Below are 14192 nucleotides of genomic sequence, written 5' to 3' on the forward strand. Positions count from 1 at the left end.
ACACCGACCAGCCACGACGTCGGCGGCGGGGTGCGGCAGGTCACCCCGCCGCGCGGCGTCGGGCCAGGATCTCCTCGAGCGGCTGCCCCAGCGTCTCCGACTTCATGCGGGGCGGCTCGCCCCGCAGCAGCTCGTCCTCGGCGACCGCGTCGGCACCGGCCTTGGCGGCTCCAGCGGCACCGGCCGCCGTCGTCGGACCAGAGGCCGGACCAGAGGCCGCACCAGAGGCCGAACCGGAGCCCGCACCAGAAGCCGGACGAGACGCCGCACCGGAGGCCGAGGCCCCAGCACCCGCAGGACGCCCCGAGGCGCCCGCAGACCCCTTGCCCGGCGGCACAGCAGGCGGCAGCGCCGCCGGCTGCCGCTGCGGCGCCTTGGGCTTGGTCACGTACGTCGGCAGGGGCACGGGGACCGGGTCCCAGGCGCGCCCGCTCGGCGGAGCATCCGCCTGAGCCGGCGCGTCGGCCGCCGAACCTGACCCGGCACCAGCAGGCGCCTCGTCCACGACCTCCGCCGAGACCTCGATGACCCGGGGCTTCTCCAGGCCGTCGAGGATCTCGTCGAGCACGTTCTTGCCGCCCACCCGCGGGATCGCCTGCGTCTGCGTGTCCGAGCCGTGCGTCGCCAGCCCGACGACCTGTGCGCGGTTGCGCGGGGCGTACGGGCCACCGTTCGCGAGGGCACGGGCCTGCGTGGCGCGCTGCCGCGCCGCCCGGACCGTCGCGTGCCACCGTGCGTCCGCCCGGCGGGCGGCGCGGGCCGCACGGCGCCCCAGGAACAGGACGAACAGCAGCATGGCCGACGACGCGACGGCGGCGCCCCAGTGGAGCTGGCCGAGGCCGACGAGCGTCCACGCGACCACGCTGGACAGCAGCAGGAAGATCGAGACGAGGAAACGGCGGCGCGCCCGTGCGGCCCGGCGCGCGCGGCGCTCGACGCGGCGGATGCGCTCCGCCGTCAGCGGGCGGCCGCGCACCATGATCTGGAGCGGGAGGCCCTGCTTCGGGGTCGGGTGGGCGACGCGCGGCACGCCCTGGCTCGCACCTCGCCGGTTGCCGTCGTTGACCATCGCCCCTCCCCTCCTACTCGAGCCGCTCATGGCGACGATGCGCAGCCCGCCCGAGAACCGGTCCGGCACCCGGGCGTCGGCCAGCTCCGCCCGTCGACGCACCATGCTCGGCAGCCAGTAGCCCAGCCACAGGACGAACAGCGCTACGGCTGTGAGTCCCGCGGTCGATTCCACGACACGACGTTAGGCGAGCATCGCCGCGCCCCGCCGCACCGCGCACGGCGTGTCCTGCCGTCACAGCGCCTCGCGCAGGCGCTGCCAGCGCGCCAGCAGGCCCTCGGGAACCTCCTCGCGGGTGACCGCGAAGGTGCGGTGGTCCCGCCACTGGCCCTGGATGTGCAGGAACCGCTCGCGCACGCCCTCGTCCCGCAGGCCGAGCTTCTCGACGACGCGCAGGCTCGGCTTGTTCTCGGGCCGGATGTTGATCTCGATGCGGTGCAGCCCCAGGAAGAAGGCGTAGTCCGTGGCCATCGCGACCGCCGTCGGGATCACGCCGCGCCCGGCCACGGACTGGCTGACCCAGTAGCCGATGCTCGCGGAGCACATGGAGCCCCAGGTGATGGACGCGACCGTCAGCTGCCCTACGAGGGCGCCGTCGAGCTCCACGCCGAAGGGGAGCGACGTGCCCGCGCGGGCCTGCGCCGAGAGGGACCGCACGTACTCGCCGAACGTCGAGGCGATGTACCGGTTCGCGCCGGGCGACGTCGCCTCCCAACGCTCCAGCCAGGCCGCGTTCTCGGCCCGCAGGCGCGACCAGTCGGTCGCGTCCCGACGCCGCAGCGGGCGCAGCACGACAGTCCCCGCCGGCGTGTCCTCACGCAGCGTCACCGGCCATGGCTTGGCCACCGTCCACCCCTTCACAAACTTTCCCGTGGTGCCTTCCGGCACGTCCGACCTATTCGACGGCAACATCGTTCGCCCCCTGCCACGCCCCGTGAGGTTTCCCTCGCTGGAGGAGGGTCTACCACGCTCGGTGGCCTGTGACCCGTCGAGCAGCCGCTCGGTCATGTTCTCGCCTTCTTCGTGCGCCGTTCGTAACAATCCAGTCTCGGAGTCTTGGCACAATAGCGGTCATGAGCGGCATCTCTGTTCCGACGCCACAGCCCTACCCCGTCCATCCCGGGATGGAGACGGGCGACGCCAAGGAGGAGCTCCGCCGCGCGATCCGCGCCCAGCGCGGCGTGCGGTCCGCCCGGCGCCGGGCGGAGGCCGCCGAGATGTTCGCCGACGTCATCGAGTCCATCCCCGAGGTGCGCGACGCCGGGTGCGTCGCGGCGTACGCGGCCCGCAGCGCCGAGCCCGGCATGCTGCCGCTGCTGGACCGCCTCGCGGACCGCGGCGTCCGCGCGCTGCTGCCCGTGCTCGGCGCCGGCCTCGCCCGCGACTGGGCGGACTACACGGGCCCGGACGACCTCCTGGAGCGCGCCCCCGGCCGCCCTCCGGAGCCCGGCGGCCCCGCGCTGGGCACGGACGCCGTCAAGCTGGCCGACGTCGTCCTGGCGCCCGCTCTCGCCGTCGACACCCGCGGGGTGCGGCTCGGGCAGGGCGGCGGCTGGTACGACCGCGCGCTGACCCACCTGCGGCCGGGCGCGAAGGTCGTCGCCGTCGTCTTCCCCGAGGAGGTGTACGACGCCGCGGACCACCCGCTGCCGCGCGAGGAGCACGACATCCTGGTCCACGCCGTCGCCACCACGACCGACTGGCGCTGGCTGGGCTGACGCCGCTCCGGCGGGGCGACGCCGGACGCCGTCCGGCAGGTGCCGGACGGCGTCAGGGCGGGCGTCCGACGCCGCTACGGCGTCAGGGTCTGCTCGTCCTCGGAGGCGCGCCCCACGGCCTCGGTGGTGAACGGCCAGGGGAAGGTCTCCCCCGCCGCCCACGCGCCGAGCTGGTCGTCGTAGTGCGGCGACGCCGGGTGCGCCGACGTGCCGGTCACGACCACCCAGGTGGAGGCGTCCAGGTCGGCGAGGTCGACGACCATGCGCATCGACGGGCCGCTGGTCACCTCGAAGCTGCCGCTGGCCGCGTCCCAGGACGTCGCGTTCACGATCGACGAGCCGCCGCCGACCTTGACCGGGGCCGGGTTCATGTAGGTCGAGATCGGGGCCGGGACGCCCGGGCCGCCGAGCACCAGGTGCTGCAGCCGGAGCTGGTGCAGCGTGCCCCACTCCCAGTCGCTGGTGTCCTTGCCGAGCTCGACCGTGAGGTCCTGGCGGGCGCTGGTCAGCGCCTCCGTCAGCACCTGGTCCCGGCTCTCGACGACCGCCACCGTGGACTGGTCGTCCCAGAAGGCGTCGTTCGGGTTGTCGAGCATGCCCTGGATGACGGCGAGCCAGCGGCTGCCGCCGTCGGGCCACATGGACTGGGGCAGCTCGTCGTTGAAGGTGGTGCGCAGGAGGTTGCGCCAGACCGCCGCGAAGTAGGCCGCGGCCGCGGAGTCCTCGTCCATGGAGTAGTCCCAGTCGGCCAGGAGGGCCTGGCCGTCCGAGTCGTAGCCGGCCGGGAGATTCACCTCGAGGAGCACGGGCACCAGGGTGTCGGCGAACACGCTCCACTGGTCCATCTGGAACTCGGACATGTCGGCGGCCGTCAGCTTGCGGCCCTCCGCGATCCGGTCGCTGATCAGGGTGCGGATGCGCTCCGAGCGATAGCCGTAGTCCCAGTCGCGGCTGATGAACGGGCCGTTGCCGCCGGGCAGCACCGCCTGGTTCGCCGCGACGATGAACCCTTCCTTCGGGTCCACCACGCCGGGCATCTGCGCCGGGTCCACGAAGCCGGTCCAGTCGTAGCGGGCGTCCCAGCCGGGACGCGGCCAGGTGCCGTCCGACTCGACGGCGCCCGGGACGCTCGCGCGCACCGGGATCTTGCCCGGCGCCTGGTAGCCGATGTGCCCGTCCGTCGTCGCGAACACGATGTTCTGGGCCGGGACCTCGAACTTCGCGGCCGCCGCCTTCATGTCGGCGGGAGTCTTGGCCCGGTTCATCGCGAACACGGCGTCCGCGGTGTGGCCCGGCTGGAGCGCCGTCCACTGCAGCGAGATCTCGTACTGGCCCAGTTCGGTGCCGGTCTCCGTGGGCGAGCTGCGCACGGCGTCCATCTGCGCCTCGTCCATCACGGTAGAGATGATCGGGCCGTGCACGGTGCGCCGGACCTCCAGGTCGACCGGACTGCCGCCGTCGACCCGGATCACCTCCGTCTCCTTCTCCATCGGGACCCACTCGTCCGCGCCACGCAGGTACGTGTCGTTGCGGACGCGCTCGATGAAGAAGTCGGTGACGTCGGCGCCCATGTTGGTCAGGCCCCAGGAGATGTCGGCGTTGTGGCCGATGATCACGCCCGGGAAGCCGGAGAACGAGAAGCCGGACACGTCGTAGGGGCACTCCGGGCCCACCTGGTTGCAGTGCAGGCCGACCTGCGCCCAGATGCCGGGCGCCGCGAGGTCGAGGTGCGGGTCGTTGGCCAGCAGCGGCTTGCCCGACTCCGTGTACTGCCCCGAGACCACCCACGAGTTCGAGCCCGTGCCCTCACCGCGTGCGATCTGCACCGGCACGGCGTCGAGCGCCTTCTGCGCCGATGCGAGGGCGTCGGCGAGGTCCGCGCTCCCGTAGACCTCCTCGGTGGCGGACGCCGTCTCGGTGCCCGCCGGGACGTTCGCCTGCGCCCCCGCCTCGGCCGGGTCGAGGATCGGCGCGTTGCCCGTGCCGGAGTAGGCCGGGAACAGCTCCGCCACGCGCGAGGCGTCGTCCAGCGTGCTGTAGGCCAGCGCCCGGTCGAGCTCGTCGTCGTAGTTGCTGCGCAGGTCCCAGGCCATGGCCTTGAGCCAGGCCAGCGAGTCGATCGGGTCCCACGGCTCCGGCTCGTTCACCTCGACGCTGACGTCGAGCACCGTGTACTCCACGGCCGTCTCGCCGGGGCTGCGGTTCTCGAGGTAGGCGTTCACACCGTCCGCGTAGGCCTGGAGGTACTGCCGGGTCTCGTCGTCGAGGATGTTGAACTCCTCCTCGGCGACGTGCCGCCAGCCGAAGGTGCGTGTGACCTTGTCGGCCTGGATCGCGTCGGCGTTGTTGCCGACCAGCTCGGCCAGGCGGCCCGCGGTCACGTGGCGGCGGTAGTCCATCTCGAAGAAGCGGTCCTGCGCGTGCACGTAGCCCTGCGCCCGGAACAGGTCCTCGGCGGTGTCGGCGTAGATCTGCGGCACGCCCTGGGCGTCGCGGCTCACGCGCACGTCCGCGCTCAGCCCCTCGACCTGCACCTCCCCGGAGTGCTCCGGCAGCGGACGGCGCGCGGTGAGCCATCCGAAGGTCGTCACGGCGACCAGCGCCAGCAGGACGACGACCGTCGTTCCGACCAGGAACTGGCGGACGCGGGTGGTGCGAGTCCGACGGCGCTTGGCGGGCCGTGCACCGGTGGACGGGGCTTTTTCGACGGGCTCTACTGGCTCGGCGGGAGTGGTCGCGGACACGCAGTGGAGACTACCGTCCGCCCCAGGGCTTGGGTGAACGTGCTTGGGTGAACAGCCTCGGGAGATCCTGGGACTATCCCCCGCCGCTCGACCGTTACTATTGGCACTCGGAAACCCCGAGTGCCAGGCGACGGTCCTGTGAGCGCGCGACGCCCCGGCCGCCCTGACGTCCCAGAGGAGTGCACGTGCCCACCTACGCGTACCGGTGTGCCGACTGCGGCCACGCGTTCGACATCCACCAGGAGTTCAAGGACGAGTCGCTGACCGTCTGCCCCGAGTGCCAGGGCAGGCTGCGCAAGGTGTTCAGCTCCGTGGGCGTCACCTTCAAGGGTTCCGGCTTCTACCGCACCGACTCGCGGAGCACGTCGACGAGCAGCACGGTGAAGGCGGGCAAGTCGGAGTCGTCCTCGTCGGGCTCGTCGTCCTCGTCCTCGGACTCGGGATCGGGCTCCTCCGGGTCGGCCTCGGGCTCGTCGTCGAGCTCGTCGAGCTCCTCGTCCACCGGGTCGAGCGGTTCGAGCTCGTCGAAGGCCGCCTCGTCCTGAGGTGACCCGGGGCGGCGCCCGTCGGGGCGGTGCCGCCGGCAGTCCCGGCGCCCGGGCCCCGCGAGATCGGCAGTTCGAGCAGGCAGGTCCGCCGAGGTCGGCACTTCGCATCCAGGTCGGCACAGTGCTGTGCCGACCTGGATGCCGACTGCCGACCTCGGAGGAATGTGTCGACCTCGGTCCGAACTCCCACCATCGCGGCGACGGGCCGACACCGTGGCCAACAGCCTGATCCAGACGTGCTGCCGCCGGTCGACCGGCACGCCTGACGAGCTTCCAGGCGCGCGAGCCCGACCACAGGCTCGGTTTTCGCTCCTTCGTGCACAGGCTGCCCGACGACGGCCCCGCGACCCCGTACCGCCTGCCTAACGTCGGCGGCATGGGACTTCTCGACACGCTCGCCGAACCGGCCGCACGCCACGGCGCGCCGCGCGGCACCGGACAGCGCACGCCGTGGGGCGCACGGGCTGCTCCGCGCGACGCTGACTCCAGCGCCTCGTGGAACCGAGCCGGCACATCGCGCCGGCCGCCGCGTGCCGGCCTCGCCGTCCTGCTGTCCCGGCCAGGCCCGTCTCGTCGGGGCCGACCCGGTTCGCCGGCGTCCCGGCGTGCACGACGCATCCTGTGGCGCTGGCGGTTCGCCCTCGCGGCCGCCCTGTTCGGCCTCGCCGCCACCCTGACGGTCCACCTGCTGCGCCCACCGCCGCCCCCGACGGTCGACGTCGCCGTCACGGCCCGTGCTGTAGCGCCCGGAACACAGCTGACCAGGGAAGACGTCGCTGTGCGCGCCGTCGCGGCCGAACTCGCCCCGCCCGGCGCCCTGCACTCGGTGCGGGAGCTGCTGGGCCGCGCCACCGTCGTCGGGCTGCCGAAGGGCGCTCCGCTGCATGCCTCCCTCGTGTCCGACGACGGCGTCTCCGCCGCCGCACCGCGCGGCACCGTGGTGGTACCGGTCCGCCTGTCCGACGACGCCGTCGCCGCCCTGCTGCGCCCTGGTGACCGCGTGGACCTGCTCACCGGGACGACGTCGGGCAGCGAGCCGGACGGCGAGCCCCGGTACCTCGCCCGGGACGCGCGCGTGCTGCCCGTACCCGCCGGGCGCGAGCCGGAGGACGCCGGCGGGCTGCTCGGCCCCGTGTCGGACGGCGAGGGTCCGGTCACGCTCGTCGCGGTGACACCCGAGGAGGCTCCGGAGCTGTCGGCGGTCTCGGGCTGGGGCTCGGTGACGGCGGTGCTGGTGCCATAGGTGAACCCGGTGGTCGCCGCGGAAACAACCCCAAGAACGGCACCGGTCAAAGAGAGCGAATGTCCACCTGCACATGCGCCGAACCGGAATTTCCACCACAATCTCCGTCGAGGTTCCGGCCAACGCCGACCCACACCGACTTGAGACACCCAGGGGGATCCATGCGTGACCTGTTCAACGGCTTCAAGGAGTTCATCGCTCGCGGGAACGTGATCGACCTCGCGGTCGGTATTGCGATCGGCACCGCGTTCACGGCGGTCGTCACCGGCCTGCTCGACGGCATCATCAACCCGCTGATCGCGGCCGTCTTCGGCCAGACGGACATCTCCGGCGTCGGACATTTCGTGATCAACAACGCTAAGTTCAGCATCGGCGAGTTTCTCCAGGCGGTCCTGAACTTCCTGATCGTCGCCGCGGCGATCTACTTCCTGGTCGTCCTCCCGATCAACAAGCTGAAGTCGCTGCGCAAGCCCGCGCAGGAGGAGGCCGTCGAGGAGGCCCTCGCCGAGGAGGTCGTGCTGCTCACCGAGATCCGCGACCTGCTCCGCGTCCAGGCCGGTGCTTCGTCGGGCGCACGGTCGGACAACGGCTCCAACTGACCCGCCCGCACGGCGCACCCCGCGGGTCGGCCGACCGATCGCACGGCGCAGCGCCGACGGCAACCCGCCGGGCCCCGGTCAGCCCCAGTGCGGCGGGACGTCGCGGCGGAGCTGGTCGTCGTTCGATCCGTGCCCGCCGCCGTCGGACGAGCCAGGGCCGCCGTCGGCCCCGTCGCCCCAGCCGGCCGGACGCTCGTCGGCGCTCACACCGAGCACGGCCTCCCGCTCGGTCCCGCGTCGCACGGCCCGCCGAGGCCCGCGCCGCCGGGCCGTCGCGCCGGCCGGTGCGGGCTCTGCAGGTCGGTTCTCGGACTCGCTCACCGCACCATTCTCGCCCACGACCCGCCCGACCCGTTGAGTGCTGGGTATTTGCGCTGTCGAAACGTTCCGAGAGCGCAAATAGCCAGCACTCAACGGGTTGCGGGGAGGGCTTAGTCGTCCAGGATCTGCGGGACTATCAGCTCCGCGGCCGGTGGCACGCCCCCGGACAGGCCGACCCGGGCGTCCCGCACCGCGAGCACCACGCGGCGCAGCCGCTCGCCCTCCGCGTCCGGGTCCAGGAACGCGGCCGCGGACCACACCTGCGCCACCACCCAGCCCAGCCGTTCGAGCCGCTCGGCGAGCTGCCGGTCGCGCACGCGGATCGAGGGCTCGGCCACGTAGGCGGCGTCGTCGGTCAGGACCGCCACCAGCAGCTCGCCCGGCAGGTCGGGGTGTCCGACGGCGAGCGGGATGCGGTCGCCGCCGGGCAGGCCGTAGTCGGTCTCGACCACGAGGCCCGAGCGCCACAACCGCTCCCCCAGGTCCACGACCAGCCGGTCCACGGACCGCGCCACGTCCACGCCGTTGCCGATCTCCACCTGGTCGGCGAGGCCGGAGCGCTCCTGGGCGAACGACAGCACCCGCGCCAGCATCTGGGGCCCAGGGCCGCGCAGCCGCTCGGCGTCCAGGTCGGAGGCCGGGAAGCACGACACGACGTGCAGCCGCTTGCGCGCCGCCCCCAGCGAACCGAGCAGCATCGCGTCGCCGCCGGCCTCGCCCAGCACGCCGAACCGGTGCAGCACACGCCCGTGCGGCGTCCGCCCGAAACCGAGGGTGAGCACGATCGTGTCCCGCGCCAGGCCGGCCACGCCGGTGACGTCGGCGACCACCACGGGCTCGGGGCGCGAGCCCGCGAAGAACGGCGCCAGCGCCGGGTTGGCCCGGACCTCGGCGAGCAGCCGCTCCCGGATCCGGTCCGCGTGCGCGGCCGTGACGGTCACGATGCCGAAGGTCTCCTCGGGCCGGGTCATCGCGTGCTCGATCGCCAGATCGACCACCCGCTCCACCTCGGCGCTCGTCGACTCGACGGTGCCGGAGACCGGGTCGGGCATGCCCGTTCCGTCCACGAGCGAGAAGTGCACCAGCGCCTCGGTGCGCGGCAGCGGCGCCGGCCGCATGATCCCCTCGTAACCGTGCTCGGCCAGCAGGGCCGTGAGCCGCGGGTCCCGCCGGGCGGGCTCCGGCTGCAGCGTCACGCGGGGCAGCAGCCGCGCGAGGTCGCGCACCGCGGTGCCCGACGCCGACCGCGGGTCGCCGACCACGACGATCTGGCGGCCACGTGCCAGCGCGGGGACCACGACCTCGACCGGCACGTGCTGCACCGCGTCGAGGATCACCAGGTCGGCGGAGCGCTCGGGGGGCAGCAGGTGCGGCACCATCGTCGGGGTCGACACCCAGGTGGGCCGCAGCCGCCGCACGGTCGAGCCGTGCCCGGTCACCAGGTCACGCATGGAGCTCAGGCCCCCGCCGACCAGCGTCGCGTACAGGCCCTCGGCGTCCTCCCGCTCGTCGCGCATCGCAGCGCCGAGGTGCGCCCGCACCGCCGCCCGCACGGGCGCCGACAGCGAGTCGACGTGCCGCCGGTCGAGCTCGCGGAACCGCCCCGCGAGGGCGTCCAGCCCGGCGCCGTCCTGCCCGGCGAGGTCCGGCTCGACGGCCAGGATCTGCTCGAACACGGACGACCACCACGTCAGCTCCAGCTCCGGGCCCACCAGGTCGGCCTCGACCCGGCGCTCACCGAGGTCGTCGACCAGCTCGCCGAGGCCGGACGCGCGCAGGCGCCGCAGCACCGCCGTCCGCTCGGGGAGCGGGGCCAGGGCGTCCTGCGTCTCGGACAGCGAGGCGAGCCGCTGGACCAGCGCGAACAGGTCGAGGTCGAGCAGCTCGCCGCCCGCCTGCGAGGACCGCAGCACGGGTTCGAGCGCCTCGAGGTCGATGCGCACCGCCTCGTAGGTCTCCTCGACGCCCGCCAGCCCCTCGGGGAGGGTGGGCCAGCCGCCGCGCGGGCACTGCGCCTGCCAGACCTCGCGCTGCCGCTGCACCTCGACGAGCGCGGCGTGCATGTCCGGCACGCGCACGCCCGGTCGCACCATCTCGCGGGCGCGCCGCTTCAGCCGGCGCCGCTCCAACCAGCCCATCTCGGCACCCTGGTCGGCGCGCTGCTTGCGCGACGCCGTGGCCTGCACCATGTCGGCCGCGGTGCGCTCGAAGACCATCGGCTGGAACACGTCGAGCGTGCCCCGCATGCCGCCGAGCATCGCGAGCTGCTCGCCCCACTGCCGGGCCGTCGAGGCCTCGACCAGGCCCGTCACCTTCGAGACGTACTCGATCTGCTTGCGCAGCTCCGGCAGCGTGTGCTCGCCGAGGCGGGTCACGCGGGCGAGCGCGGAGCGCGCGTCGTCGTCGGTCAGGATGTGCGCGCCGAACCACGGGCTCGACGTCGACCTGAGCGTGAACGCCCCCAGCTCGGCCGCCCGTTCGAGGTCGGCCGCGAGCTCGGCGCGCCGCTCCGCACCGAGGGCCAGCACCGACTCCGAGCCGAGCCGTACGCGCGTGGCCGGCGCGGGCCGCTCGGACGTGAGCCGGGCCAGCGCCTGCAGGGCGTCGTAGGCCGAGACCCGCCACGGCTCGCGCACCCGGTGCAGCGCCCCGATGTAGCCGGAGAGCTGGGCCCGCGACCCGATCAGGGCGTCCCGGACGCGCGCGACCTCGTCGGTGTCGATGCGCTCCTGCGCGGGCGCCATCGCCTCCAGCAGACGGCGCGACGTCGAGGTGCGCCAGGTCGGCACGGGCGCGATGTCCAGCAGGAGCCCGCCCAGGCCGAGCATGTCCAGCCGGGCGGCCAGCGCGTCGGCGGCCCGGCGGTGCCCCGGCACGTACAGCACGGACCGGCCGCTCGCGTTCGCCTCGGCGACGACGGCGGACAGGGTGCCCGCGACGTCGGACCCGACGGGCGCGTCCACAAACAGGTGGCTGCCCGTCGCGAGCGCGTCCACGACGTGCCGCTGGTGCGGGTCCAGGTCGCCGACGCCGCGCTCGTGCGCCGGGTCGGCGTCGCCCACGCGCGGCTCGGGGAGCTCCACCTTGCCGAGCTTGGTCACCGAAGCGTCCACGCCGCCGAGCGCCGAGACCACCTCGTGGTCCCCCAGGCTGGGCGCGAGCTCGTCGAGGTCGTCGACGAGCACCTGGCCGGGGTGCACGAAGGTGCCCACGAGCACCCGCCGGTCCAGCCGGAACTCGCCCAGCACCGCGGAGCCCAGGCTCGCGACCCGGTCCAGCACGTCGGTCGGGTTGAAGCCCGCGAGGGTGAACGTCGCCTTGGCCAGCGCGACCGGGTCGAGCAGGGCGCCGTGGGCGCGCAGCGTGCGCGCCACCACGGGGTTGATCTCGGCCGTGGGGTCGAGCGTGATGTCGTAGTCGCCCTCGCCGTCGCTCCGGGGCGTCAGCATGACCGGCCGCAGGATCACGGGCGCGCGCACCACGCGCGGCTCCTGGTCGTCCTCGTCCGACGCCGGGGCGCCGCCCGCGGGCATCGCCAGCGTCACGATCGGCACGGACCCGGTCAGGGCCGGCGCGTCGGCCGGGCTGTCGGCCGAGTCCCCGCCCGGCTCCGCGGCGGAGGCCGCCGAGCTCGCGGACGACGGGCCGAGCACCCGGGTCAGGGCCTCCATGTCGTCCGAGGCGGCGTTCGTGCCACCGCCCGCGGTAGGCCGCTCCGTCCAGGTCGCGACGCCGATCGCGAGGTACGTGGGCGAGACCCCGTAGCGCTGCGCGTGCTCCGCGGAGCGCGCGGCGACGGCCCGGGCCCGACGGCGGGCGGTCGGCAGCGCGCCGGCCTCGCGCACGAGGTTGGACAGCCGGGTGGGCCGGCCCGCGAAGAGCTGGGCGACCCCCGACGGATGGGCGGCCGACAGGTCGATCACGGCCTCGCCGAGAAGTCCGACGTCGGCCAGGGAGGATCCCCCGGCGAGCCGGACGAGCCCGGCGCGCCACTGCGCGACCGACTCGGCCATGGGGTCCCGGACGGCGTCCGGCGTGGACCCCGGGGCCTCCGACGCGGCCAGCTCAGCGGCTGGGTCCACGTTCTCGTCCTTCAGCGCGGTCGAGAGCTCCTCGGACAGGTCGACCGAGATCTCGGGAGCGGCTGCGGTCTGGCGGCGTGCAGCGTTCACCCCAGCAAACTAACCGCGCGGTGTCCGCAAGGGCCGGACGCCACGCCGCGCGACACGCCGCGCCCCCGCCGTCCCCGGCGTGTCAGACCCAGAAGTCACCCGGGTGACCTGTGTGTCTGACCCGTTGTGCGGGGTGGTGCGGGGGTGGCGCGGGGCATGCAAAAGCCCCTCCGGCAGGGGGTCCGAAGGGGCTCAGCAGGTGGACCGAAGTCCACCGGGGTAATGACGGTGCGCACCGCGCAGGGGGCGGGCGATGCGCACCGTCTTGTGAGAGTCTGCACCTGTTCCAGGCGGACGTCAACACCGACTCGGACGATCGTCCAGGTTGCGGCAAACAGGTCACAAGAACGTTGTCGAGGTGCAAGTTTTCGCCTCGCTCAGGACCCTCTCAACCGCGACATCTCGCCGTTCCGGGGCCCTTAGGTCGGACCCGGAAAAAAGCCTGGACGGCGCCTCCTAGACTCGAACGTTTGTGAGCGCACTCGTCGAGGCAGTCTTCCCCCGCCGGCTCGGCCGGCCGTTCCGCTGGCTCGTCTCGGCGTCGTGGACCAGCAACATCGGCGACGGCATCGCGCTCGCCGCCGGACCCCTGCTGGTCGCGTCACAGACCGACTCCGCCTTCCTCGTCGCCCTCGCCGCGATGCTCCAGCGGCTGCCGTGGCTCCTGCTCGGCCTCTGGGCCGGGGCCCTGGCCGACCGGCTCGACCGGCGCCGCGTCGTCATCGTCGCCAACGCGTTCCGGGCCCTGGTCATCGCCGTCCTGTGCGTCTTCATCGGGACCGGCACCGTGAGCATCGGCATGGTGCTCGCCGCGATGTTCCTCTACGGCACCGCCGAGGTCTTCGCGGACACCACCCAGCAGACGCTCCTGCCCACCCTCGTGGCGCCCGCCGACCTCGGCGCCGGCAACCAGCGCATGCAGGCCGGCTTCCTCGGCGCGAACCAGCTCATCGGCCCGCCGCTGGGCGCGTTCTTCTTCGCCGCGGGCATGGTCTGGCCGTTCGCGATCCAGGTGGTCTGCGCGGCCCTGGCGATCGTGCTCGTCTCCCGCATCACGGCCCCGCCCGGCGTGTCGTTCGTCAACGTGCGCGACGCCGACACCCACGTCCGCAAGGACATCGCCGAGGGCCTGCGCTGGGTCTGGCGCAACCCGCCCGTGCGCACGCTGTCCATCGTCATCCTGGTCTTCAACATCACCTGGGCCGCCCCGTGGGGCGTGCTCGTGAAGTACTCGCTGGACCACCTGCACATGAGCGAGGTCGGCTACGGCCTGCTCACCACGGCGAGCGCGGTGGGCGGCGTCGTCGGCGTGCTGTCGTACGGCTGGCTGGAGCGGCACGTGAACCTGGCGACGCTCATCCGCGTCTGCCTGACGCTGGAGGTGCTCACCCACGGGGCGTTCGCACTGACCACCACGGGCTGGGTCGCGATCGTCATCATGTTCGAGTTCGGCGTCTACGCCTTCGTCTGGGGCACGCTGTCCACCACGGTGCGACAGCGCGCGGTGCCCAAAGCGTTCCAGGGCCGCGTCGCCTCCATCAACATGATCTGCGTGTTCGGCGGTCTCGTCCTCGGGCAGGGCATCGGCGGCGTCATCGCCGAGCACTGGGGCCTCGTCGCCCCGTGGTGGTTCGCGTGCGCCGGCGCCGGGATCACCCTCGCGCTGGTCTGGCGGTCCCTGCGCAACGTGGCACACGCCCAGGCCACGGACTAGCGAACGGGCCTGTCCCCACTCCCCTTTGAGGCCCGGGTTTCTTCTCTTTGGGGCGGTCCAAAGA

General features: G+C 73.5%; 10 protein-coding genes. 5 read left to right on the forward strand and 5 right to left on the reverse strand.

What is annotated here, in order from left to right; all coding sequences use genetic code 11:
- Positions 1-40: 40 nt before the first annotated feature.
- A complete protein-coding gene (locus ACFWEJ_RS19295) occupies positions 41-1243 on the reverse strand; it encodes a hypothetical protein (protein WP_377230812.1) in 1203 nt (400 codons plus the stop codon).
- Positions 1244-1303: 60 nt separating this feature from the next.
- Positions 1304-1915 carry a GNAT family N-acetyltransferase gene (locus ACFWEJ_RS19300; protein WP_377230813.1) on the reverse strand — a complete coding sequence of 204 codons (612 nt, stop codon included), beginning with the start codon at positions 1913-1915 and terminating at the stop codon, positions 1304-1306.
- A gap of 227 nt (positions 1916-2142) precedes the next feature.
- Between ACFWEJ_RS19300 and ACFWEJ_RS19305 the strand changes: the two genes are divergently transcribed.
- Positions 2143-2787: a 5-formyltetrahydrofolate cyclo-ligase gene (locus ACFWEJ_RS19305; RefSeq protein ID WP_377230814.1), complete on the forward strand. Its 645-nt coding sequence runs from the start codon at positions 2143-2145 to the stop codon at positions 2785-2787.
- 74 nt (positions 2788-2861) lie between these two features.
- Here ACFWEJ_RS19305 and ACFWEJ_RS19310 read toward each other — a convergent pair whose 3' ends face one another.
- A complete protein-coding gene (locus ACFWEJ_RS19310; RefSeq protein ID WP_377230821.1) occupies positions 2862-5396 on the reverse strand; it encodes a penicillin acylase family protein in 2535 nt (844 codons plus the stop codon).
- Between the two features lie 320 nt (positions 5397-5716).
- Here ACFWEJ_RS19310 and ACFWEJ_RS19315 point away from each other — a divergent pair, with 320 nt between their 5' ends.
- The 3 genes from ACFWEJ_RS19315 (at position 5717) to mscL (ending at position 7921) form a co-directional block, all read left to right on the forward strand.
- Entirely contained in the window at positions 5717-6076 is a 360-nt protein-coding gene (locus tag ACFWEJ_RS19315) for an FmdB family zinc ribbon protein (RefSeq protein ID WP_377230815.1), read from the forward strand.
- 379 nt (positions 6077-6455) lie between these two features.
- On the forward strand, positions 6456-7322 hold the full coding sequence (cpaB, locus tag ACFWEJ_RS19320) for a Flp pilus assembly protein CpaB (RefSeq protein WP_377230816.1): 867 nt from the start codon (positions 6456-6458) through the stop codon (positions 7320-7322).
- Positions 7323-7483: 161 nt separating this feature from the next.
- Entirely contained in the window at positions 7484-7921 is a 438-nt protein-coding gene (gene mscL, locus ACFWEJ_RS19325; protein WP_377230817.1) for a large conductance mechanosensitive channel protein MscL, read from the forward strand.
- Between the two features lie 78 nt (positions 7922-7999).
- On the opposite strand, the gene ACFWEJ_RS19330 is transcribed toward mscL, so the two are convergent.
- The gene (locus tag ACFWEJ_RS19330) at positions 8000-8242 is read right to left on the reverse strand and encodes a hypothetical protein (protein WP_377230818.1); all 243 of its coding nucleotides are present in this window, start codon (positions 8240-8242) and stop codon (positions 8000-8002) included.
- A 110-nt stretch (positions 8243-8352) separates the two neighbouring features.
- Entirely contained in the window at positions 8353-12414 is a 4062-nt protein-coding gene (locus tag ACFWEJ_RS19335) for a hypothetical protein (RefSeq protein ID WP_377230819.1), read from the reverse strand.
- A gap of 472 nt (positions 12415-12886) precedes the next feature.
- Here ACFWEJ_RS19335 and ACFWEJ_RS19340 point away from each other — a divergent pair, with 472 nt between their 5' ends.
- Positions 12887-14128 carry an MFS transporter gene (locus tag ACFWEJ_RS19340; protein WP_377230820.1) on the forward strand — a complete coding sequence of 414 codons (1242 nt, stop codon included), beginning with the start codon at positions 12887-12889 and terminating at the stop codon, positions 14126-14128.
- Positions 14129-14192: the final 64 nt, after the last annotated feature.

Source organism: Promicromonospora sp. NPDC060204 (assembly GCF_042728455.1).
Taxonomy (GTDB): Bacteria; Actinomycetota; Actinomycetes; order Actinomycetales; family Cellulomonadaceae; genus Promicromonospora.

Coding starts and splice junctions, on each gene's coding strand:
- mscL (WP_377230817.1), top strand. CDS start 7,484: ATGCGTGACCTGTTCAACGGCTTCAAGGAGTTCATCGCTCGCGGGAAC.
- ACFWEJ_RS19305 (WP_377230814.1), top strand. CDS start 2,143: ATGAGCGGCATCTCTGTTCCGACGCCACAGCCCTACCCCGTCCATCCC.
- cpaB (WP_377230816.1), top strand. CDS start 6,456: ATGGGACTTCTCGACACGCTCGCCGAACCGGCCGCACGCCACGGCGCG.